The following is a 24,296-nucleotide window of genomic DNA, read 5'->3' on the forward strand; positions in this document are numbered from 1 at the left end:
TCGGCAAAGTGGGGACGGTTTTAAACAGAAAAATCCCGAAGGGGGCCGTACAGCGGGATGGCCAATGGGCTAGCCATAGGTTTTAACCAGCGGAATGATTCAGTATAAGCGTTTTGAGCTTGCGAAGGATGAACACGAATTGGGTCCGGTCGTCGCGGTCGGAGGCATCATACAGGCGGCTGGTACAGTAGCCATTGCCGTGAAGAGTACTGAAACAGCAGGTACTGCCAATCACATAGCTCCCACAAAGAGGTTGGTTGTCCCCGTTTTTATCCTGAGCAACTAGCATTGCCATCAGCACTTGGGCCTCCGGGTCTTTGGCCTCCCCTCGCCTTTTTTTATACTCCTGGAGAAAAAAATACGGCTTTTTGGGTGTATTGAATTTGAGGGGAGTAGCTACCAGACAGTTAGTAATAACGGCTAGGTGATACTTGTCGATAGTAGCAGAAAGGGGAGGTTCGTAAAAGACTTTGATTTTATCGGGAACATCAATTTGTGCAATAGCATACAAACCGCCGATGAAGCGAATTTTCAGCTCCTCTTCATTCCAGTATTTGCCATCTACACGAACCTGCTCATAGCAGGTAAGATAAGTTGGCTAGTTCAGAGTCGGTTAGTGTAAACGAGGCATCGAGCCATTGGTGAAGCGTTGCACAACTTGACGAAACAGTGAGAGTAAACGCTTCGGCTAAAAGCCTCAAATCATAAGGGAATTTTTGGGTAGTGTTCCTGTCTTCGTAAATCCAATGTTTTGTACTCATGAGGTTATTCCTTCGGAATTAGTTCAAAGATACCCAAACCCGGCCATAAGCTGCCACAAACACACAACAACCCTATGAAAACGAGTTTATTGCTGGGCCTGCTGGTTATGGTCAGTGCCACCTACCCACCCGCCATCGCCCAGCCCGCCAGCCCCGAACTACGAGTCAGCCTGAGCTACAACGCCGACCGCAGCCAGTATGAGGTCTACGCCGAGGCCAACTTCGCCAACGACCAGTTCCTGCTAGGCCCTTCGCAGATTTCGGTCGTTGTGCCCAAATCGGTGGCCGACCAGTCGCTCAACGTCATCAGCAGCACAGGTCGCTGGACAGACTATTCCACGGTGTTTGCCCCGGCGACAACGCCTGAATCTGATTTTCACGGGGTTTACACCCTGGGGCGCAGTATGGCCGTGCAGCCGGGCGTGCCACTGCTGCTGTTCGCCTTTGTGTTGCCAACCGGCTACCTGGATGGCGTCCGGTTGTTTGTCAACGGGCAGGACCCCCACGCTGGCCGACCGGGGATGATGGGCGGTGATTTTGTGAATACGCTGCAAAACCACAAAGGCACCGAGCTGTACCGCAGCGGGCCAACCCCCACCGAGTTGGTGCAGCTCACGCAGGCTAAACCAGAGGTGGGCAAACCGACCCTGTCGGTCTACCCGAATCCGGTGACGGGCGATGTCCTGACGGTAACGGTGGGGCAGCTCGCGCCAGACGAGCGGGTCAGGCTGCGATTGCTGTCGGCCACCGGCGTCGAATTCGGGCGTGTCGATGAACTGGCTGGTCAGCTCGTCAATTACCGGCTTCGCCTCCCCCGGCAACTGACTGGCCCAGCCTATATCTTGGCCGAGCCATTGGGCAGCACACAACGGGAGGCCGCCCACCCCAGTGCCTCCGGGCAGGCATTTAGCACTAGGTTAATTATTCTAAACTGACGCACGGCGTGGGAATCGAACAACTACTCCATCTGGTTGAATTGTACCTCAACAGCCGCAGCCGGGTACTGCTGGCACTGGAAAGCCGGGGCTACCGGCGGGCTGAGCTACAGCGCGTTTTGCAGGTACACCCCAACGTGCTCGACCGTCGGCAGCGGAACCCGGCCCTCTGGCGGCCCGGCGAACTCAGGCAACTGGCCGACGAATTGGGTACGTCTGCCTGGGGTATCATGGGTATTCGGATCTTAGCGGCCCAACTCTTCCTGCTGCCGGAGTCGTTTCGTCGGCAATTGTACAAAGAAACGCAGCTGAACAAGACCAAACTGGACACCCGCTATAACGACTACGATACCTGGCAGTATGAAGAGGTGTGGCGGCTGGCGTGTACCCTGCGCCGGTGGCGGGATGTCAACGCCAGATACTAGTCGATACCAACCCGGCTGGGGCAGTCCAAAGCGGGTGATGAACGAGGATTGACAAGCTGATTCGGGCGTGGTGTTCATCCCGGTTAGCGAGTTAAAAGCCAAAAAAGCCCACCGGTCTGACGGCGGGCTTTTTTTTGTTTGGGTAAAACCAGATTGTCAGTATCTTGAGATGGCGCTTGATTGATACGTGCCTGAACTGGTTTATATGCGTTATTTTATTGGCTTGGTGTTCTCTATTTTCCTGATAACAGTAGCGGATGCCCAGCAGGACCTGCCCGCTCAACTTACGGCGTATAAACGCCAACTGGCCCAAACCCGGACGGATAGTATTGGGGTACGGTTATGCGTACTGATCGGACAGGCGTACCTGGTCGAACATCAGTATGATAGCCTGTATCGCTACACGCAGCGTGGGTTTGCGTTGTTGAAAAAAGCCCCGTCACCCTATTATGCCGGCGACCTGTATTATTTTCTGGCGCGGTATTACCGGGCTAAGAGCGTTTATAAGAAAGCCATCCTTCCCATGCAGCAGGCCGTGCGGGAAGCCCAACGGGCCCAAAGTCCTGAGAAGCTCGCCCGTTTTCAGTATAGTCTGGCTATGATCTACTCCGATGCCAACGACCTCTCGAAGTCGATAGATCAGATAGCGATAAACCTGAAGCAGCTAACCCGCCACCCGAACGACAATCTGCTAGCCGATAACTATCTATTGGTGATTGAACTCTTCAAAGTCTTGAAAAATAGACCCATGCGCGAGCGCTATATCAATCGCTACCTGGCACTGGTCAAACCCTCGTGGCTACCCGTCGATCGAATGTTCGCGTATTTTCTCAAGGCAGAGGCCCTGACCGAAGCCGGATCAATCAAACAGGCAGGCATTTTTTATCAGCGGGGGTTTCGCCAGGCCCTGTTGACCAATAACCGCGCCTATATAGCCGCTATGCAGTGTGAACTGGGCATAAACTGGCGGACTCAGAAAAAGTATCTGGCGGCCATTCGGGCATTCACCGACGCTTTTTCTACAGCCCGGCTCATCACCGATAAATCAATTATGGCCGAGTCGAGGCGTGAACTGGCGTTGACCTATCTCGTTATGAATCAGCCTGCCCGTGCCCTAGCACCAGCCCGGTACGCGCTCCGAATGGCTCTGATAAATAAACAGGAAGAAGGCATACTCGCTTCTCAGACCTGCTTGGTCATGGCCCTGAAGGCTAACGGGAAGTATCAAGAAGCGTTGGGCTTGTCCGAAGAGCGGCAAGCTCTGAATGAGAAACACTTTTCGGACAATACGATGCAGAAAATTGCGCGGATGCAGACCGAATTTGAGACGGAGAAAAAGGAACAGACCATTAAAATTCTTCAAAAAAATGCCCAGATTAATCACCTCAATACGCTCCGTCAACAGGAACAACTAACCTTAAACCAGCGCACACAAATGGCCGGTATTGTGGTGATTGGTTTGCTGATGATAGTAATTGGCCTGGTTGTGCATGGCCTGCGCAAATCCAGGCGGAGTTATGCGCTGCTGACCCGGCAACAGGAACTGCTCCAGCAAACGGCTAGCCAATTGGCCGAGACCAATGCCGTGAAAGACAAGCTCTTCTCACTCATCAGCCATGATCTGCGCAGCCCGCTAGCAAGCATGAAAAATACCCTTCGCCAGGTTCGGGAGGATGACCAGCAGTCCCAGCCTCTGTTACCGGTGGTGGGGCGATTAGAAAAACACGTTGATAGTATTCTGGATCTGCTGACCAACATCCTAGACTGGTCGCTGACGCAGTTAAAGGGATTTGATTCGCTGCTGCAACCCATCCGGCTGGATGAACTAACCGCCGAAATGCTAAACCAGGCCAGTGAACTTATTGCCCAAAAGCAGTTGAGGATCATTAACCAAGTGACTGACGATCGGGTGGTGCTGGCCGATAAGCACCAGTTACGGGCAGTTATCCGAAACCTTCTCGGTAACGCCATCAAATTTACCCCCGTGGGCGGTTATATCCGGCTCTATACCGTTGTGCAGGCCGATCACGTTGAATTGCGCGTGCGGGATTCAGGGGTTGGTATGTCTGTCGACCAGGTGGAGAGGGTGTTTCACACGCCTGATATCCGTACTGGAACCGGCGGTGAACGGGGCGTTGGATTAGGATTACGGCTTTGTCGGGACCTGCTCAATCAACAGGGGGGTACCCTCCGCATTGATTGCCCGGCGGGGGGCGGTACGCAGGCAAGCATTCGCTTAGGGGCGTTTACAAGGCAGGACGTAGCCGCTCAGCCTGCAGAAGCCAGCTAAAAGAAACGAATTTGTGGGTAGTTGATTGTGCCCGTTTTATGGAGAAGGCCTTAAAACCTATCTAACATGTGGCCAGGCAGGGTTAATAACGATTGGCTTCCAGAGTCTACCCCCTTAATCGCTCCCGGCAATGAATAAATAGAGACTTGAACTTACAACAGTACACTGGAGGTTTTTTTAAGCAGCTATCGGAGCGGCGTAAAAATAGGATTCTTGTTGGACCGGTGTCTGGTAGTTTGGGCTCGAATGCCGCCGGCGGCGATTATACCGTAGCGGCGGACCGTAGAAAACTGGCGGGCGTACTCTGCTATAAATCGGAAGATTTTCTACGGTCCGCCGCTGCGGTACGAAACGCCAAAGCGCCCCAAGCGCCCCATTAGTATCGCACAGGCAAGGCCACCCGAAACGTCGTACCCCGGCCCGGTTCGCTTTGCACATCAATGTAACCCCGGTGGTTTTCGATAATCTTTTTCACAATCGTCAGTCCAATGCCCGTGCCCGCGTACTGGCTTCGACCGTGCAAACGCTGAAACATACCAAAAATCTTATCCTTGTACTTTGGGTCGAAGCCGATCCCGTTGTCGCTCACCGAGATAACGGTGTATTTCAGCGTAGGTAAACCTAATGCCTTAGCGACTTCGTCGGTGAGCGGCACCTGCTTAATTCGAATTTGAGGCTGGCCGTTGCCCTGAAACTTCAGAGCGTTCGTAATCAGATTGAGCAGCAGTTGGTGCATCTGCCCCGGCGCGGCCAGCACCACAGGCAAGTTTGCGCTTTGTAGGTCGGCTCTCTGCTCCCGTATGGTCAGTTCCAGATCCTCACGAATCTGGCCCAGCACCGCGTTGAGGTCCACCGGCTCAAAACTGGCGGTTTGGTCGGACAGTTTGGAGAGCCGCAGCACGTCGCCGACCAGTGTCTGCATTCGGGCCGTAGACGCAATCATGCGCCGAAACAGGTCGGTTTCTTCGGCACTGAGCCGCCCGGCCAGCACTTCCTCCAGGCGGGTGCCAAAGGTTTGTATTTTCCGCAATGGCTCTTTCAGATCGTGGCTGGCTACGGAGGCAAACTGCATCAGGTCGAGGTTCGAGCGTTCGAGATCGCTATTTGCCTGGCGAAGTAATTCGGTTCGTTCCATTACGAGATGCTCCAACTGGTCGGCCATCGTCTTCTGCTCGTGAATGTCGGTGTTGGTGCCGACCCACTGAGTGACCTTGCCGGTTTCGTCTTTGACCGGATAGGCCCGCGTTAGAAACCAACGGTAACTACCCGCCTGACTACGGAGCGGAAAGGTCAGTTCAAACGGTTCGCCCGCGCCCCAGGCCACTTTCACAAACTCAACCACCCGCTCCAGGTGGTCGGGATGATGTACCGCCTGCCAGCCCCAGCCCTGCATTTGCTCCAGGGTGGTGCCGGTGTAGGCGTACCACCGCTCGTTGTACCAGTAAATCCAGCCCCCGGCATCAGCCAGCCAAGCCAGTTGGTCAATTGAGTTGGCCAGCGTGTGGAATCGCTGCTCGCTGGCCTGAATAAGCTGGCGGGCCTGAACCTGTCCGGTCACCTCGTGGATTACCTCCATCAGGCCCGTGACCTGTCCGGTATCTTCTTCCCGGAGCGGCTCATAAACAACATTGACCCAAATACCTTCCCGCTGACCGTTGCGGTTCAGTTCGACGTACTGCTCGTTGGCCACATAGGGAACTCCCGTTTCCAGTACCTTGAGCAGGATGGCTTCGTAGCCCTGCCCGGCCGCTTCGGGAATCACCTCGAATACAGGCCGACCGGTCACCTCCGCCAGCGGTCGGCCCCAGAACTCCAGGTGCCGCTCGTTGGCTAATTCAACAACGAAATTACGGCCCCGCAGAATGGCAACCGCGACAGGTGCCTGCCGGAGCAGGGTCTGGATTTTCCGTTCGCTGGCTTCAATTTGCTGCCGAGCCCGTACCGATTCGGTCACCTCAGTGGCCACAACAATAATACTTGATACCCGATCGGTACCCGGCTCACGCAACGGTTCATAGACTAGGCTTACAAACACGGTTTGCGGCTCACCGCTTCTGAGGAGAGTGACGGGTAGCTCCAGACCCTTAAAAGGAATCCCCGTTTCCAGCACGCCCGTCAGCAACTCCTCGAAGCCCTGCCCGGTGGCTTCGGGCAACACCTGGAAGATGGGTTGGCCCATCAGTTGATCGAGCCGACGATTCCAGATTTCGCAGATCATCGGATTGGCCAGTTCAACGACAAACTCCGGCCCGCGCAGGATGCCTATAGCAACGGGAGCGTGTTCAAAGAAACCGTGCAGTCGGCTGGCATTTTCGGCCAACTGCTGCCGGGCCTCTTGCCGCAATTTCGCCTGTTGGAGCTGCGCCCGGACGCGGGTCAGCAGTTCGCTGGCCGAAAAGGGCTTGCTCAGGTAATCGTCTGCCCCAGCCGTATAGCCGTCGATGCGGGCTTCTTCTCCGGCCCGCGCCGAGAGCAGCATGACGGGAATCAGAGCCGTTTCAGCGGTTGCTTTCAGGTGTTGCAGTAGCCCGAACCCGTCTAAGCGGGGCATCATGATATCGGTCAGCACCAAATCCGGCAATGACTCCCTGAGCGTCTCAATAGCAGCTTGTCCATCGGCTACGGCCACTACATCGTAATGCGGTTCGAGTAGCTGATGGATGTAGGACCGCATGTCGGCGTTATCATCGGCCAGCAGGACGCGGGCTCTGTCTCCTGTCGGGACCGATACTATAGAGGTGTTTGTCCAGGATAGATTCGGCTCCGTGGCCTGCCGCGATACCTCGCTCAGGAACGGCTGTACCAGGCCGTCAGTGCCGGGCGGTGCTGGCTCGGTTACCGCCGAATCGACCGCCTCGCCGTAGGGAAGCAACACCCGGAACGTGCTACCCCGGCCCGGCTCACTCTCGACCCCAATGGTTCCACCCTGCAACAGAACCAGTTCCCGGATAAGCGACAGGCCAATACCGCTGCCTTCATGCGTACGCCCGTGCGAACCCGTCACCCGATGAAACCGCTCGAAGAGCCGGGGCTGCTCGTCGGCAGGAATGCCCACGCCGGTGTCGGTTACGCGCAGTTCCACCCCGCCTGTTACCGGGGTCAGCGTTACCGTCACCGAACCGGACCAGGTATATTTATAGGCGTTGGAGAGCAAGTTCAGCACGACCTTCTCCCACATCTCCCGGTCGACCCAAACAGGTCTGGGCAACGGTTGCACGGACACGTGTAGGGACAGACCGGCTCCTTCCAGGGCCGCCCGGAACTGACTGGCCAAATCCGCCGTGAGCGCGGCCAAGTCGAGCGGCCGGGGGTTAAGCTGCATCCGCCCGGCTTCGATCCGGCTGAAATCAAGCAGGTTATTGACTAACTTCTGTAACCGCAGGCCGTTGCGGTGCATCATGCTTAAGCTCTCCAGCAACGGGGCGGGCAGTGCGCCCTCGGCCTGACGCAACTGATCTTCGAGGGGCCCCATGATAAGCGTGAGGGGGGTGCGAAATTCGTGACTGATGTTGCTAAAGAATTCGGTTTTGGCCCGATCCAGTTCGCGCATCTGCCGCTCGGCCAGCACCATAGCGGTCGTTTCGGTAACCGCACAGAATACCCCTCCTATGCCGCCCGACTCGTCATAGACAGGACTGTAGGAAAACGTGAAGTAACATTCTTCCTCGTACCCGTGCCGGTTGAGGGGTAACATCTGGTTTTCCGACCAGGTTGCTTCGCCCCGCGCCAGTACGCCCGTCAACATCGGCCCAATGATGTCCCAGACTTCGGGCCAGACATCCATGCCCCGGTTGCCCAGCGAATGGGGATGCTTCGTGCCCAGAATGGGGCGATAGGCATCATTATATAGCATGACCAGCTCCGGCCCCCACCAAATCAGAATGGGAAAGCGCGAATTGAGACAGGTACTGATGGTGGTACGCAGACTCTGCGGCCACGTATCAACCGGGCCAACGGCTGACTCGGACCAGTCCTTCTCGCGGATGAGCCGGGCCATTTCACCCTCGCCTTTTAAAAAGGGGACCGAATCAATGGAAGTGTTCTGCATAAGGCGGGGCCGTTTGTGTCAAGCGTGGTTTGTTGCGCGCCAGAGATCGTAAATGTCCTGCATGAGTATTTTCATCTGGTTAAAGTCGGTTGGCTTGGGTACGCAGACCGTTGCGCCCAAAGCCTCGCAACGGGCGCGGTCGTCGGCATCGTCCGGGTTGATGAACAGCACTACTGGAACCAGGCTAAAGATCGGATCGGCTTTGATGGCGATGAGTGTATCGAAGCCGCCCAGTTCGGGCATATGCTTATCGAGCACGATGATCCAGGGAACAAACGCGACGTTGGGATGAGCGGCGAAGTCGGCCCTCAGGTATAGCAGCAGATGCCGCCCGTTTTCCACCTCCTGAATGGACAGGTTTAGTCTAAGCTCGCGCAGGGCCATCTTCATCAGCAACCGGTCATCGCTGTCATCATCAACCAGAATGAGCGTGGGTCGTCCCGCAGTAGCTGTGTCTTTTTCGTCGTGCATAACGTTGTATGAGTTGAGAGGGGCCGGTCGTTCAGGGTTTTGGAGGGGTTCCATTCGGTAGTCGAACCAGTTTAAGCCAGAAATCGCGCAGTTGCAGCACCATCGTCCGCAGGTCGGCATGACCGGCCGGTTTAGTCAGGAAGGCATTGGCTCCTAAGGCGTAGCTTCGATTAATATCGTCGGGTTCCTCGGAGGTGGTCAGCACCACGACCGGAGTACTCCGCTGCGTCCCCTCGCCTTTCAGGTAGCGTAGCGTGTCGAAGCCACCGAGCACGGGCATATTCAAATCCAGCAGAATCAGCGAAACCGGTAAACCGTCCGGCTCGTTGAGCAGGTCGAGAAGTTCCTGCCCGTTCTCGGCAAAGCGGAGGGTGTGGCCGGGGCAGTGCTGGGTAAGTAGACTGCCAATCAGCAGTCGGTCGTCTTCGTCATCATCGACCAAGATAATCTGACTGGTAGGCTGTAGGGTCATATTCAGGCTGTTTTATCGGTAATGGGTAAAGGGGATTGTTCATTCAGGAGCTATAGGCAGATAGACGGAGAAGGTAGCTCCCTCACCCTCCCGGCTGTGGACTACAATTCCCCCGCCGTGATTCTCGACCACCCGTTTCGCAATAGCCAGCCCGATGCCTGTGCCGGGGTAGTTGCCCGTGCGCCCATGCAACCGTTGAAAGGCACCAAATATGCGTTCACCGTGCTTGTCGGCATTGAAGCCAATGCCGTCGTCGCTGACCGTGATTCGGTAAGCGTATCGCGATTTGGTCTTTCCCTCACCGTCTGGTCTGTTATCCCCTCCCCCAAAGGTAGGGGATAACAGACCAGACGGAATGTCGTTGAGGTGTACCCGCTCACATCCCACCTCGACCTTGGGCGTCTGGCCGGGCCGGGTGAATTTGAGCGCGTTAGTCAGCAGGTTCTGGAACAGTTGCCGCAGTTGCAGGGCATCGCCGGGAACCGTAGGCATAGCGGCTGATTCCACCACCGCGCCAGTGTCGGCTACCGCCGTTTCCAGGTCGCCCAGTACCTCGGCCAGCAGCCGGTTCAGGTCCACCCGCGTAAACGCTTTTTGGTGGGTGGTGAGCCGGGAGAGGGCCAGCAGGTCACGGATGAGTCCGCTCATTCGCTCGGCGGCTGTCTGCATCCTGTGCAGCATATCCTGCCCGGTTTCGGGCAGCAGGGAGCCATACTGTTCCAGCACCAAATCACCGAACGATTTGATTTTTCGCAGGGGCTCCTGCAAATCGTGGGAGGCTACGTAGGCGAAATTTTGCAGGTTTTCGTTCGATTTGAGCAGTTCGGCGTTGGCGTGTTCCACCAGCAGCCGGGCACGTCGTTCGGTGGTTTTGTCGTGGACAGTCATGACAAGGCCATCACCCCGCTTGACAACCGAGTAATCGTACCAGCCGGGTACGTTACCATAGGTATATTCAAGCTCGAAACGGAGCGGCTCCCCCGTTTCAACCACCTGCGCATACTGCTCCAGTAGCCCATTGGTGGCCACGTCGGGGAAAAATTCCAGCATGGTACGGCCCAATAGTACCTCGTCGGAGCGGCCCACCCGTTGCCGGTTAGCTTCGTTTTGCAGTACGTACCGAAAGTCCGTAATGGGTCCGGTTTGGTCCTGCTTGCCCTGACTACGCACCGCATCGAAGGCGATGATGGCATTTTGCGACCCATTGAGGACACTTTGCAACAAATCGCGCTGGTCCTGGACGAGGGCATTAGCGGTTTCGAGCTGATTACGGTACTGCCGGTTTTCGGTGATGTCCACCGACGAGGTCAGGATACCATCGCCGAATCTGACTACCGACACGTAGTAATAGCGGCCCCTCACCTCGCGTTCCAGGATGACGGGCTGGCCGGTTTCGCAGACGGCCACATACTGAGCAAAGGCCGGGCTGGTTCGCAGGGGTGGGTTTAGCTCGGTGAGGGTTTTGCCGTATAACTCGTCGGCCCTCAACCCGAAGACGGCTAAGGTAGTCTGGTTGGCCAGCGTAAAGCGGAAGTCGGTAATCGTGCCGGGGCCGGTTCGCCCTGGCGGGCCATCCGTGCTCTCCGTTCGGACCGCTTCATAAACGGCCACCGCTGTCAGTGATGCATTCAGCACACTTTGCACTAGCTCCTGCTGTTGCTGGGCGGCTTGTTGTGCCTGCCGGATGGGGGTAATGTCTAAAAAGGTCCCAACCACGCCATCGCCCTGCCGGTGAGCGGCAATGTCGAACCAGTTTTCTAAGCCGTCGCCCTGATAATGCACCTCAAACCGGGCGGGCTGGCCGGTTTCCAACACGGTCCGGTAGCGGTCATAGATACCGAGGGACCGGTAGGTGGGAAAGGTTTCGATAACCGATTTACCCTGAATGTCGGCCACCGTCCGGCCCGTCATGTTGGCCGTGGCCTGGTTGGTCAACGCTAACCGGAAATCTACGAGCTTCCCGTCCGGGTCGCGCTGGGCCTGCATGAGCGAGATACCGGCAGGCGATGCATCCATGACCTTACGGAGGAGTTCCGACGACTGTTGCCCGCTTACTTGAGCCTGCTTGATGGCCGTGATGTCCAGAAACGTAAACAGCACTCCATCGCCCTGCCGGATGAACGAGCCGTCGAACCAGCCCGAAATGCCATCCCGTTCGTAGGGAAATTCCATACGTTGGGCCTTTCCCGTTTGGGTTACGGCCAGCAACGTCTGAAAAAACGGCTCCTGGCCGGTTTGGGGAAACAGCTCCAGCAGGGTCTTGGCCTGAAAGTCGGCCATCGACCGACCCGTTACGCGGGCATTTTCGGGGTTGACCAACTGGTATCGAAAATCCGTGATGCTATTGGCCTCTGGATCACGTACCGCTTCATAGAGCACGATGCCGGTGGGCGACGTATCGACAATGGTTTGCAGCAGCTTAGCCTGCTGCTGCTCTTGTAGCTGAGTTTCGCGCAGGGCGGTAATATCGGTGAAGCTGACCAGCACATACTCATCCACCCGTCTCACCGCCACGTCAAACCAGTTTCGCATCCCAAACTGATCGTACAGCGTAACCCATGAACGGGGGTGGCCCTCTGTAAAAACCTGTTGGTAGATGGCAAAGTTTTCCGTCTGTTGCCAACCGGGAAACAGGTCGCCTATCCCCTGCCTGCCCGTCAGCTCGCTTACCGTTCGCCCAAAACGCTGGGCAGAATAAACATTAATGACCACATTCCGAAAATCGGTTATCTGTCCGGTGGCATCACGGATCGGTTCGAGCAGCGAAAACCCGGTCGGCATGTTGTCGATGACGGACTGCAACCGTTGAACCTGCTGCCGCAGCCGGGCATTTTCAGCCCGCAGTTCAGCTTCCGTTTGCGGCTGACTGTCGAACAGGGTGTTTGGCGGAGAAACAGGGTTCATGGTCGGCTGGCGTTGGACAAGGGCAGAACTAATGTTAATGTCTGCTCACCCGTGGTTAGATCACGCCTAGCCCAAACCGCGTAGCTGTCAGTGAGGAAGTCTTCAATAACGGCCCGAAACAAGTGGAGCGTTAAAGTAGTAAAGGTTGCGTCCATATAACTCGATCAAGTAACCCAGAGAGCAGGCCGATAAGATCCTGAAGTGTAAGCTGGCAAAATACAGCTTACTCCGTCCGTTAAATAAGTTTTCGACAAAATCTGACTGTATGGCTCGATGGTGTGTTAACCGCGAGAGCTGCCGCTCGACAACAGGGCAAATGGGATAAATTGCACCTATAGAATTTCTACTTCTGAATACTGTTGGCGAATTCACTTTAAGGTCTTATTCGGGGGCCACATTCGTACAAATGTTCCACCTGCCGGTTTAAGTAGTAAACCAATTCGTATAAACGAAATCGCTAAATACAGAACAACTCATTTACAACGGATCAGCATGAAACGGAATCATTGTAAGTATGAGAGTAATGGAGATTACGCTGCTGTGGGGGCTGAGTTTACTGTTCAGTTGTCAGCAAAAGGGGCTTGAACCCGAAACAATGGCAACGATTCTTCGACCGTATAACGCCATGTGTGCGCTCTGTGGCGGTTGATTTGTACAGGTCGATTCGAGCCAATACCGGGCTGAGGTCATTTATATAAGTCTGAATCTGCTCAACCTTCTAATCAATAGGTAAATCCTTGTCTTTCAACAACCAATACCTATGCTTTCTGTAGAAAGTGATACGAACAGCTGGCCGGTCCATGTTAACCAGCTTGATTGTCCGGCAATCGAAATCGCGGCTTGTCTCAAATAAGGGTTAGTGGGCGACGTCGACGAAATAGATCGTGCCAATGGCTGCCCAGTCACCCTCAATGTCCCAGGCATCATGATCTGGCCGTAATTTCGGCACTTCGGGGCCGCAAACACAGTAAGGGTGAAACCGCCACGAAAAGCTCATAAAAATCTGTATATCAATCATTAAAGTTCAATTACTTTACTCTGAGTTACTTTAGGCTACGGAGTAGAATAGCCTACATAAGTTCTTATGTCGGTTGCTAAAACTTTCATTTTGGGCTTAAGCCCATTTTAATGTCGTTTTGGGCCTTAAGAGTCCAGTTTTTAATGCTTTACAGAGTCGCTTTCTAAAACGGTCGTTAGAAGCGTAAAGTTTTTTGTAAGTGATTGATAGCCCTTTACGTGGTAAAAAAGGCGGTTTTGTGTCAACCACCCTATTAATGGGGCTTCAGTTAGGATGTTCGACAGCCACGAGCCAAATCACCAGGGCGACAATCATAACACTACCGAGGGTATCGTCTTCACGGCCAGGCGCGCCCAACCATTTCCCTGGCTGGGCGCAATGATCCGCCAGGATTCCGGTTATTGTCACCCATTCTCCCAGTAAAACTGGTTTAGCCCGGCTGGTGCTCATTTGTACGAGCATACGATCAATACGTAGCAGACCATGCAATTGGCTTTCCAGCCTGGCCTTTAACCTATCTGAAATTCTGTCTGCCCGCTCTTCCCCATTGGCTTCAAATATCAGTCCAACGTATTTTTTCCCTCTTCCCGCCTGAATGATTGCTTCTACATCCATTTCGTCCGATGTACCGCGAACACTATCCTGGATCGCTGAGAGCACGGCTTGGGTTTGGCTCATGTCTACTTGAGTTTGTGGGGCAAGATTATGCGGTTTTGTCCATGTAAGTACGAATGCATTTACATGGACAAAGGAAGACTCAGCACCTTTTCTCTTAAGCTGTAATGTGGATTACCCTCAAGATACTCTCTAAGCCTCTACACGTTGGAAGCGTGCCATTCTTTGCCATTACTCTCGAATTGAGATCAGAGTAAGTGTGACACAACAGTAACATGCACAAATGGTTGAATTTCAACCACAAAAATGAGTCTAATGACCATTAAGTAACTAAAGTGAATTAAATCGCTGGCTGATGACAGGTAGCAATATTGAATATATTATATATGTGACTAAAATCACACATTATGAAAACTCTATCTTATACCTTAGTTTTTTCGCTTATGCTTGTCATGTCGCACATGTCGAGTTGTAGCAGAGACGTTCAGTTGGTTTCTGCTGGAAATAGCATTCCTAGTCAGGCAATCAGCAATTTGGGTGGCGAGTCGTTTAAAGGAAAAGTCAGTATTCATTCCAGTACTGATGGGAACATCACTTTTTTGGTTAGCGATATGAATTTTATTGTGACCCAACCCAAACTAGCGAGACAGAACAAGGCTGTTCCGACAAAGCAAGCATTTGTCCTTCAACGGCCATCGAGCAGCAGTAATGAAAGCATCGATTTGGAAATGGTCGATGCTGAAGTGATTATGTTACCCAGTTTCATCATGGTTAGCGTACCTCAAAAAGGGAGCAGATACATTTTCAGAGTCGATGGGCCAATAACACAGGAGTATCAAGATAGGTTAGTGGGTACAATAACGGAAGGCAGTAATATCTATATCGGATATGGTCTTTCTGTTAGAACTGGTATTGTAGAAAGCACTGCTACTAGCTACTACAAAAACGTTGTTAATAAGCGTAGTTCTTTTGATGGAACCCTCAACGTAGGTGACGGCGGTGGCGGCGGTGTAGCTTGTGAAAGTGGAGGTGTAGGATCAACTAGTTGTAGCTCAACATTTGGCGACGCATCTTGTAGTACATCTTGTGGTACTGGTTATTATGCCTGTTGCAGGGCCGGTGCTACATCTTGCAAGTGTGAGCCCAATCCGCCTAAAGATTAATGCATAGTCTAACCTTTAGATCTTTCCCCTAAAGTTGACCATACGAAAACTTATAGGGGCCGCACTGCTTGCTTATCTATTAATGCACAGTAACGAGAAAGCCCCATTTAGGGGCTTTCTCGTTACTGTGCATTAATAGATCGCCTGTCGTTTTGTTCAAGTAAATACGTCCGTACTCACTTGAACAAGGCAATCTGAATAGACACAAAAAAGCCTAGGTTCATACAGACCCAGGCTTTCGATATTACGCTTTATCCAACTAATAATTATAAGGGCTTATGACTACTCTGCTAGAAATACGGGACGCACTGCAACCAAGTCCCTGTGCGACTGAGCAAACAAATTTATACTCCCAAGGTTATTTGAGCAATTATAACCAAACATTTATCTTTAATGGCCGAACACTACACCGAAGAAACGTTGGTTTTGTCTGTGCAACGAGGCGAACAAGATGCTTTTCAGTATCTTGTTCGGTATTATCGTAATTCTCTTCTTAGTGTAATAACGGCAATCATCAAGGACCCTGACGAAGCACAAGACGTGTTGCAGGACACGTATGTGAAAATTTGGTCGCGTTTCCACTACTATAATTCCCAACACGGGGCTCTGTTCACTTGGCTACTTCACATCGCGCGCAATACGGCCCTGGATGCCCTACGCCGCCGGAAAATTCTCTATGTTTCCTTAGATTCGGCTATAGAAATGATCCCATCCGCCGTCGATAGTAGATCAGTCACCGATTTCATTGAGGTAGAATCCATCGTCAGCCAGTATTTGCAACCGCACCAATGGCATTTGATTCGCTTAGCTTACTGGCAAGGCAACACCCACAAAGAAATTGCCGAAAAATTAGTGATGCCGTTGGGAACAGTGAAAACGCGTCTTCTCAACTCTCTTATCCGACTACGCCCGATTTTTCGATAGAATAAGCGCCCATCTACAGGCCAAGGCGCAGGATAGGGGTCGTCGCCAGATCCCACCAGTATGCCCGCAGGGGCCGTAGACAGGCCAGCCATTCAGAGACACTGCCCGGCTTAACTAGGTAGGCAGAGCAGCCCAGGCGGTAACTGGCGCTGATGGCGGAGAGCGAATCTACCTGGCTCATAGTAATAATAGGCAGTTGATTAAAAGGTTCTTCCATCATTCTCAGTTCGGAGAGCAACCGCCAACCCTCCTGCTGATCTGGCAAGTCCAAATCCGCCAGGATGAGTTTAGGAATTTCCCACTCAGTATTTACCCATTCCTTCGCCAGCTTATGCACTTGCGAACGGGTAGATGCCCGAACAAGTAAGACTTCGGACCATACTTCCGCCATAGCTTGCTGTATCCAGGTCCAATGAAGCTCGTCTTGCTCCACGATCAGTATACGGGGTCGTTTAATATTGCTTTTGATAGGTTCGATGTCTTGGCTGGCGAACATGGTTTACGGGTAAACGGCTCTGTTAAAGAGTCATCTCTGTGGATCGGTTAATTATTGCTATAGATCAATCTGTTGAATCACTTTTGTTTCACTTTCTTAATATTCTCGACTATTCGGATCAGCTTGAGCCTCATATTGCCTATAAGTGACATTACGAATGATCGACTTTAATGTGCACGTAGAGACACTGGCGTAAGGGTGTTTACCAACCAGCCTAATCGCCGGTAGAGACGAACTGGCCAAGCAGCATGAAATCCGGTCGGAAAGTTGAATTAAACCCAATTCGATGGTCAAATTATCGGCCATCATTAGCCAGCAGATTAGCCGCCTATAGATCAGCGGTAGAGCATCCTACTTAGGCAAGCGCCAGTCGATGGCCAGTTGGCGCAACATCGCCACCACCCCATCAAACTTAATAGGCTTGGTAAAGAAAGCATCGGCTCCCAGTTGCAAAGCTTTTTTTCGATCTTCTTCCGCATCCGAGGTGGTCAATACCACAACGGGTAAGTGTTTATACGGAGAGCAACTGCGCAGTTCACGCAATGCCTCAAATCCGTTCATTCGTTCCATATTCAGATCTAGCAACACCAGTTTGGGTAGCTTCGCCGCCTGATGGAGCTGGGGCAGTAACTCATCTCCATCACTGATGGGCTTGATGGTCAGCCGGGTGGAAACGGCTTTAAGTGCCTGACTGATTAAGTATTGGTCGTCAGTATCGTCATCTACTACCCAGATATCTGGTTGGCCATTCATGTCGATTATGGGTATAGACGGCAATTACTGAAAGGAGAGGGTTATTACCTAACCATCTGTCTATTATTAACAAATGGAAGATACATTACTTCAATACTGAACCACCATTTTGTTAGTATGCGGTTTACCGCTCGTTTTTTCGACTGCGCAAATCCCGCACAATAAAGGCGACCCCTATAATCACGGCTATAAAGACCCCGGTCGATATGAAATCAATGGCACATGCACTCATTGTGAGTAATCATCCGTGTGCTAAAAATTCTTTTACCAAACTGTATAATGCTCCCCAAAAATTGGCTCTTACGTACTTTGTGTGGTTGACTAGGCGATCTGATTTTTAGCTTTTGTTGTTCTATCTAAATGAGCACTGAGCTTCCATTTCCCGTTTATCTTCCCAATTGCCAAATTATAGACTGCCAGCCCCGGCAAGAAGGCTACATCCTACTAACCCATTCAACTGATCAACAGGCCAAGTGTCCGTCTTGCCAGCAAATCTCAAGCCGATTACACGGATTTTATTATCGTAAGCCTGCGGATTTACCTGTTAGCGATAAACAAGTCCAGTTGCGGTTACGGTTGAGACGGTTTCAGTGTTTAAATCCAGCTTGCCCCAAACGAACCTTTGGTCAGCCTTGTCCAGATTGGCTGCCTGCTTTTGCCCGTCGAACTAACCGCCTGGCTCATGCTCAACGAAGTGTGGCAATGATGCTGGGTGGGCAAGCCGGTGCGCGCTTACTAACCCATTTATATATGCTCACCAGCCACGATACGCTGGTGCGACTCATCCGAAAATGGCAACCGGGCGACGCACAAACACCTCATGCACTGGGTGTTGATGATTGGGCTATTCGAAAGGCAAAGACATACGGGACAATTCTAGTTGATCTAGATAGGCATCAACCGATCGATGTATTGGAAGGCCGAACGGCTGAAGGCCTACGCGATTGGCTGAAGGCCCATCCAGGCGTAGAAGTGATTACAAGAGATCGGTCGGGAGAGTATGCCCGGGGTGCTCGTGAAGGGGCTCCAAAAGCCATACAAGTGGCCGACCGATGGCACTTGCTTCAAAACCTGGAGCAGGTTCTGGAGAGAATACTAACCAGTTGCTATCAACGACTTCGGAAACTGCCAATATCGCAAGCAGTTTCAACGGCTCAACCGACAACAGAACGGCTTACGTATGTGATGCGGGATTATTCAAAAAATGAGATGGAGACTCGTTTGGCTGGCCGAGAAAGACGCGTAGGTTACTTTGATAACGTACAGCAATTACGTCAAGCAGGCCTGTCTATTTCTGAGATCAGCCGGAAATTAGCCATGAATCGTAGTACGGTTCGTCGGTATGCTCATGCTGACTCGTTTCCTGAACGAGTCAGGCGCCCAACCGGACGTAGCATGCTCACTCCTTATCTAGCTTACTTAGAAAATCGCTACCAACAGGGTTGTCGTAACGCCCAACAGTTGTGGCGGGAGCTTACTGAGCAGGACTATCCGGGTGCGCATAATCAAGTGACGAAATGGCTGAGTAGACGTCGTAGTGAAGAGGAGGTAATCACTCGTAACCAGTCCTTAACCAACTCGTCTGCATCTGATCAATCGCCGGCTCTTCTACTCGAGCCATCTTTTGAGTTACCTACTACTCAGCAGCTTGCTTGGCTGATGGTACGCCCTGTATTCTTACTGGAAGAGGCTGATCGGCAAATCCTGAGCTATGTTGGTCAAGACTCTATTATTGCCCAAGTCTATGAACTGGTGAAGGACTTTGCCGCTATGGTTCGAGCTCGTCAGGCAGCGTTATTTGACGATTGGTTAGTCCGTTGCCAAACTTGTTCGGTCGTTTTACTACAGCAGTTTGGCCTTCGTCTTCAGCAGGACTATGCGGCTGTACGAGCAGCCCTGGCTACCGCCTGGAGCAATGGCCAAACTGAAGGGCAGGTAACTAGACTCAAACTGATCAAACGGCAGATGTATGGGCGAGCCAAACTGGACTTATTGCGTCAACGCGTACTTTATCGGTGCTGAACCACACAAAGTGCGTAAGAGCCAACTATTGGGGAGCGCCATACCCGACCTCATTGCCGATTATACAAAAACGGGTCAACAAATCCATCTTGCTGGTAGACTAACCAAATAAACGGGTGGAACAAAAAGTTTACCAAAGTAAATGAATGGGATCAATTCCTAATTTCATCAAGGGATCTTTCTACTGCTTTACATAGGGGTAAACCATCATTTTGAACCCAAAAGACAGTGACTATATCTATTAAAGCACGGTTAGATGGCTAAATAGACCGCTTAAAAATTATACTCAACTAATATATACGCTTCTACAAATAATTTGGTACTATTTATGTGTCCGGCAAGCCAGATCGAAATATTTAAAAAGCGTTTTCAATATCTGTTCATCAAACCACACATTTACCTATTTTACACTTGTATGCTTAAAATCGACTTGAGCCACCGGTTACATCAAAATCTGCTGTCTCACTTTCTAATCAACCGAAATTATACTATTTCAGATTGCGACAGCACTCCAGGTGATCAAACAGTCGTGATATTGATTACAGACAAGATACCTGGCACTAACAGGTTACTAAGTAAAATGCCTCAAGTATGGTTGCTAGACGGTCAGCAACATTTATCACTTCCTATTCCTACTCAAGTAAAAGGCCTGTTGCTAAGTGATTGTGAACTTCCAGAACTGGAACTCTGCTTGCGCCAACTACTCAATCAACAAACTTATGTATCCCCTAAACTGCTTCACCTATTGACTGAGGAACGTCCTAAACCGGCTATAGATACCGCCTGTAGTCAATTGACTAACAGGCAGAAACAGGTATTTGAACTCATTAAGGCAGGCTTATCGGTGAGAGACATTGCCGAAAAACTGTTTATCAGCCCTCATACAGCAGAAAACCACCGTGCCAATATTCAACGCAAGATGGAATTGTCTGGGCGGCTAAGTTTAGTGCGGTATGCTGCTTCAGCCAAGTTGCATTAAAAATGGACTCATTGTCGGCATCTCTAAGCATCTGCCTCGCAAGCTCCAGTTAATTACAATTGAAAAATAAGAAGTGACTCTTCCTGTAAATGGGATAAAGTTTCCTGTTAGACTATAGCTTTCACCTTTGATGTACTCAATCCTTTCACGTTTACCAAGGAGTCATTTTGCTATCTGTTGCTGGCTATTGGCCATGTTGTATAGATTACCATGTGCTTATTCACAAGCTAATGATTATTGTAAAACACTCCCGGATAAGTACGTTTCAGGTGGATTTGCCCTAAGCTCAACTACAGTTTGCCAGGGAGATTTGGTGAAGGTAATTTATGAAGCACCTGGTTTAAGCCAAGTGCGTTATACGTTTGATTATCGGGGCGGAGAATTACCGTTTGGGAATAGTAGCTCTGAAACGACCTACCTACAGCCAGGAGAATTTACGGTGCTTCAACAAGCTGTGAGTGGTGGAAAGCCAACACTTGCCTGCAGTAAGATCACGGTATTGGCAACAGATCCCATAAGTTTTAGCGTGAGCAGTTGTCTTGCAAGACGAGTATCACTGAATTTTTTTCCTACCCCTAGGACAAGCGCATACTCCAGAATTAGCATTAACTGGGGCGATGGTGTAGTCGAATTGATTTCGTTAATGACTGATCGAACTCACCAATATACTAAAGACGGAAAATACACGGTCATTGTAACTGGAGGCTATGCCACTATAACTGGCTGCAAAGGGGCTAGCAATCAGCGTTCTGTCGATGTATCAGCCCTACTCACAGGAAACCCATATTTCAGTAGGGTACAGGGTATTAACGATACATCCGTTGTATTATCTGTAGAGGGACAAGCAGGAGTCTATTCTGTACTGTGGCGAGGAGCGGCCGGAAATTCCCTCCAATCAAACAGTACCGTTGAAGAGGGAAAAGCGTTTACCATGACAATCCCTGTGGGTCAGACAACCTGTTTCCAACTCCGTCGGCAGAATGCCTGTCAGCAGCTTACGCAATCAGATATTGTCTGTACGTTACCTATTTCAGTAAATGCTCTCGACAACCTGAATAAAATAACCTGGCAGGCCTATAAAGGGTCTGGAGTCTTTAAGGCCTGGTCTGCAACCCGAAATGGTAATCCTGTCACAATTTTAAACTTCACAGACGCAACTACCAGTTCAGTAAATGACAACGCAGCTATTGTATGTGGACGCCAGTATTGTTACGAACTATCTGCTGATGTGGGGCAAACCCATATACGCTCGGCCCCGGTGTGTGTCAGGGGGGTCAACTCTTCTTCGCAGCCAATACCTAACCCTTTATTTGTTACAATAAATCCGAATGGGCAAGACGAAGCCATTATTGAAACGACACTGCCACAAATCTCTTTAACTGATCAGTTTACTATCAACGTGAGCCGGTCTGTTATGCCATTCGACGTCTATTCTACCGTAGCAACCGTTCCTCGCTCTTACAGCTATCTCGATAAGAGCATCCAGGCAGCGGCACAGCCCTACTGTTACCGGGTTGCACTTCAAAGTGCCTGTAGCACTACCTCAGCATTGAGTGAATCTGTGTGTACACTATGGCTTTCTGGTAATTCGTCTGCCGGGATAGGGTGGTCAAACTACAGTCCGTTCGGGAGTGAAGGAGTACGAACATACCTGTTGCGACGATACGACAGGAATAGTGGGCAGTTAATCGACGAGAAGCCCCTTGGTCGGATTACCAGTTTTGATCCTGATCCTACCAATCCGTCTTCTTCTACGTATTTATACCAGATTGTTGCTGTAAGTCAAAATAACAGGTTGAGTTTCTCAAACGTATATCATTTTAAGCCCAGAATAAACGTATTGATTCCTACAGCCTTCACACCCAATGGTGATGGCGACAATGACGTGTTTATATTCAAAAGTAGCCAGGTACGTGCCTGTGTCATACTCATTTATGATCGCTGGGGAAACCTGATTTTCAGATCAACCGATCAGACTACAGGATGGGATGGGCGGATTGGTGAGCAGGACGCGCCAGCAGGTGCTTACCATTACCAGATTAATATATCGAGCACTACAGACGAAGATCAATTCTACCAAGGACGTTTGATGCTAGTACGCTGAACCATTACCCCTAAAAATAGTGGTTAACAACTAGGGGAAATAGGGGACTACCGCGATTGATTAAGGGACGAATAGCCAGTCTCTTTGTAACGAGACAGTAACCATGCAACCAGTTCAGGAAACGTGGTCAACTGCTTTTACACTACTGGTTAATCGTCTTTCGTATGTTACGTCGTCTGTACACCCTGCTGTGCCTATTTCTTGGTTTGGTTGTCCCGTTATCTTCATCAGCTAGTCCGGGCAACGATGATTCTCCAATCAGGCCAAATCCGCGTAAGGGCGCAGTGGTGACTAAATCCACCCCCAATCAAGACGGACCAGTACGGCTACCGTTTTCGGTAGGACCTATTGCTTATAAACCGTTAAAGTTTCCGCTCGTACAAGCCAGCGATTTGCTCACTCGCTTTGCCATGCTGGGTCCAGACCCCATTCGATTCACGATGACGGCCTCTAAAGATTCGGTACGGATAGGAGAGGAGTTCGAACTGACCATCACTGCCGAATTGCTCAATATCCCTTCGCAGTTGCTCTTTTCCTTTGAAGACCAAAAAGCATATACGATCAAAGTAATTACTCCGGCGGGGTTTGTACAAACGGGCGGTGATTATGTTGATTTTATGGGTGGCGATTTTAGAAATACCTCAGGTAAGTGGTCGTATACGCTTCGGGGTAAATTTACCTCGGTAACGGCAGACTGTTTTACATTGTTGAGAGGTGGATTTGAAAAAGATAAATTTGTTAGGAAAAATAGCGTTTGTATATCGACTATCGAAAAAATAAATAATTATTCAGTTTCCAGTAAGGATACTTTGCGCGACGTTAAAGTAGCTTCTGCTAAGATTTCAGCTACCACTGATAAACCAGTAATTACGGTTACTAGCTATGACATAAAAGATGTCCCTAGTACTAATTTTAAGACAATTAGCCTGTCTACCCCATTGTCAACACCTGCAACTTTGAATTTATGCATTAGATATTACAATGGAAATTGGACAGATGGAGAAAGAAAGTTGAGCGTTTCAGTAGCTAATTGCCCATCCCATAAAGTAGCTTGGTATACAGGATCAACTATAGGAGGCATATTTAATGATAGCGAAAAATTTAGCGTAGATGGTGGTAGCAATACCAGCTTCTCAAGACAATACAAATTCAAGTGCGTCGACAGTAATAATAATACAACGGGAGAGTTTTCAGATGTACTTACTGTTAATCTTTACAGGGAGTATTTTGGCGGCACAGTAGCTTATCTACCAGCTACTTGTAATACACTGGCATCGCTTACATTGAGCCCTATTAGTACAAGTTATTTACTGCCTTATGTAGCTGTTATAAAGAACAGGATTGGTGAAGATATAAACGACTGGAAAAAACCCGAAATAAGTTGGTTTCCTGGACCTAAAACGTATAGCCTTGAAGAGGGTAAGTATTCCCATGCAATGCGGAATAATTATTGCCCTACATCATTCAACTCTCTGAATGACAACAGCCCGTATCACGGAATTGTAGGTGGCGAAAAAGACTTAACTATCACAGAGACTGCGCCAACTCCAACCTTATCACCACAGGGTTCGATCTCACGGGAACAAGAGGAAGCAGTTACTTTGACAGCTTCCAATTGCCCTTCTACTGTTAGATGGAAAAAAGGTGAAAATTTAATCCTGAAGGCAGATGGAAATCCGTATGAAGGATCATTCTATATCGTACCTGCTCGGGAAGTAGGAACGTTTAAAGCTATATGTCGCAAATCATGTACTAATAAAACCGGTGGTTATCTTGAAAAGGAATCCGATCAATCAACGATAATTACTCGTCAGGGTTGTGGTCCATTACCTAAGCCAAGCATCACCGTTCAGGGAAGTTCAAATACTAATTTTGATCATTGTTTGATAGCCGATGGGACTGTTGGCATTCAGAAA

17 protein-coding genes are annotated in these 24,296 nt (G+C 50.6%); 8 read left to right on the forward strand and 9 right to left on the reverse strand.

Translation table 11 applies throughout. The features are described from left to right. Positions 1–82: 82 nt before the first annotated feature. On the reverse strand, positions 83–511 hold the full coding sequence (locus ACFE8Q_RS26255) for a hypothetical protein (protein WP_375448425.1): 429 nt from the start codon (positions 509–511) through the stop codon (positions 83–85). 324 nt (positions 512–835) lie between these two features. Between ACFE8Q_RS26255 and ACFE8Q_RS26260 the strand changes: the two genes are divergently transcribed. The 3 genes from ACFE8Q_RS26260 (at position 836) to ACFE8Q_RS26270 (ending at position 4,411) form a co-directional block, all read left to right on the forward strand. Beyond that, a complete protein-coding gene (locus tag ACFE8Q_RS26260; protein WP_375448426.1) occupies positions 836–1,696 on the forward strand; it encodes a hypothetical protein in 861 nt (286 codons plus the stop codon). Positions 1,697–1,704: 8 nt separating this feature from the next. Next, positions 1,705–2,121 carry a hypothetical protein gene (locus ACFE8Q_RS26265; protein ID WP_375448427.1) on the forward strand — a complete coding sequence of 139 codons (417 nt, stop codon included), beginning with the start codon at positions 1,705–1,707 and terminating at the stop codon, positions 2,119–2,121. Between the two features lie 205 nt (positions 2,122–2,326). Further along, the gene (locus ACFE8Q_RS26270) at positions 2,327–4,411 is read left to right on the forward strand and encodes a sensor histidine kinase (protein WP_375448428.1); all 2,085 of its coding nucleotides are present in this window, start codon (positions 2,327–2,329) and stop codon (positions 4,409–4,411) included. A 376-nt stretch (positions 4,412–4,787) separates the two neighbouring features. On the opposite strand, the gene ACFE8Q_RS26275 is transcribed toward ACFE8Q_RS26270, so the two are convergent. From ACFE8Q_RS26275 to ACFE8Q_RS26300, 6 genes are all read right to left on the reverse strand, one after another. After that, a complete protein-coding gene (locus tag ACFE8Q_RS26275; RefSeq protein ID WP_375448429.1) occupies positions 4,788–8,459 on the reverse strand; it encodes an ATP-binding protein in 3,672 nt (1,223 codons plus the stop codon). Between the two features lie 18 nt (positions 8,460–8,477). Next, on the reverse strand, positions 8,478–8,930 hold the full coding sequence (locus tag ACFE8Q_RS26280; protein ID WP_375448430.1) for a response regulator: 453 nt from the start codon (positions 8,928–8,930) through the stop codon (positions 8,478–8,480). A gap of 31 nt (positions 8,931–8,961) precedes the next feature. After that, positions 8,962–9,402: a response regulator gene (locus ACFE8Q_RS26285; RefSeq protein ID WP_375448431.1), complete on the reverse strand. Its 441-nt coding sequence runs from the start codon at positions 9,400–9,402 to the stop codon at positions 8,962–8,964. A gap of 39 nt (positions 9,403–9,441) precedes the next feature. Beyond that, entirely contained in the window at positions 9,442–12,306 is a 2,865-nt protein-coding gene (locus ACFE8Q_RS26290; RefSeq protein WP_375448432.1) for a PAS domain-containing protein, read from the reverse strand. An 856-nt stretch (positions 12,307–13,162) separates the two neighbouring features. Then, on the reverse strand, positions 13,163–13,324 hold the full coding sequence (locus ACFE8Q_RS26295) for a hypothetical protein (protein WP_375448433.1): 162 nt from the start codon (positions 13,322–13,324) through the stop codon (positions 13,163–13,165). Between the two features lie 264 nt (positions 13,325–13,588). Then, entirely contained in the window at positions 13,589–14,002 is a 414-nt protein-coding gene (locus ACFE8Q_RS26300) for a hypothetical protein (protein ID WP_375448434.1), read from the reverse strand. Positions 14,003–14,346: 344 nt separating this feature from the next. Between ACFE8Q_RS26300 and ACFE8Q_RS26305 the strand changes: the two genes are divergently transcribed. After that, on the forward strand, positions 14,347–15,102 hold the full coding sequence (locus tag ACFE8Q_RS26305; protein WP_375448435.1) for a hypothetical protein: 756 nt from the start codon (positions 14,347–14,349) through the stop codon (positions 15,100–15,102). A 393-nt stretch (positions 15,103–15,495) separates the two neighbouring features. Beyond that, a complete protein-coding gene (locus tag ACFE8Q_RS26310) occupies positions 15,496–16,026 on the forward strand; it encodes an RNA polymerase sigma factor (protein WP_375448436.1) in 531 nt (176 codons plus the stop codon). Between the two features lie 13 nt (positions 16,027–16,039). On the opposite strand, the gene ACFE8Q_RS26315 is transcribed toward ACFE8Q_RS26310, so the two are convergent. Both ACFE8Q_RS26315 and ACFE8Q_RS26320 read right to left on the reverse strand, forming a co-directional pair. Then, on the reverse strand, positions 16,040–16,522 hold the full coding sequence (locus ACFE8Q_RS26315) for a response regulator (RefSeq protein ID WP_375448437.1): 483 nt from the start codon (positions 16,520–16,522) through the stop codon (positions 16,040–16,042). 351 nt (positions 16,523–16,873) lie between these two features. Further along, positions 16,874–17,275 carry a response regulator gene (locus ACFE8Q_RS26320; RefSeq protein ID WP_375448438.1) on the reverse strand — a complete coding sequence of 134 codons (402 nt, stop codon included), beginning with the start codon at positions 17,273–17,275 and terminating at the stop codon, positions 16,874–16,876. A 360-nt stretch (positions 17,276–17,635) separates the two neighbouring features. Between ACFE8Q_RS26320 and ACFE8Q_RS26325 the strand changes: the two genes are divergently transcribed. From ACFE8Q_RS26325 to ACFE8Q_RS26335, 3 genes are all read left to right on the forward strand, one after another. Beyond that, on the forward strand, positions 17,636–19,297 hold the full coding sequence (locus tag ACFE8Q_RS26325) for an ISL3 family transposase (protein ID WP_375448439.1): 1,662 nt from the start codon (positions 17,636–17,638) through the stop codon (positions 19,295–19,297). A 415-nt stretch (positions 19,298–19,712) separates the two neighbouring features. Next, complete coding sequence (locus tag ACFE8Q_RS26330; protein ID WP_375448440.1) at positions 19,713–20,276, forward strand: response regulator transcription factor; 564 nt, start codon at positions 19,713–19,715, stop codon at positions 20,274–20,276. 130 nt (positions 20,277–20,406) lie between these two features. Next, complete coding sequence (locus ACFE8Q_RS26335) at positions 20,407–22,380, forward strand: gliding motility-associated C-terminal domain-containing protein (RefSeq protein ID WP_375448441.1); 1,974 nt, start codon at positions 20,407–20,409, stop codon at positions 22,378–22,380. Positions 22,381–24,296 lie beyond the last annotated feature (1,916 nt).

The organism is uncultured Fibrella sp. (assembly GCF_964250085.1).
GTDB lineage: Bacteria > Bacteroidota > Bacteroidia > Cytophagales > Spirosomataceae > Fibrella.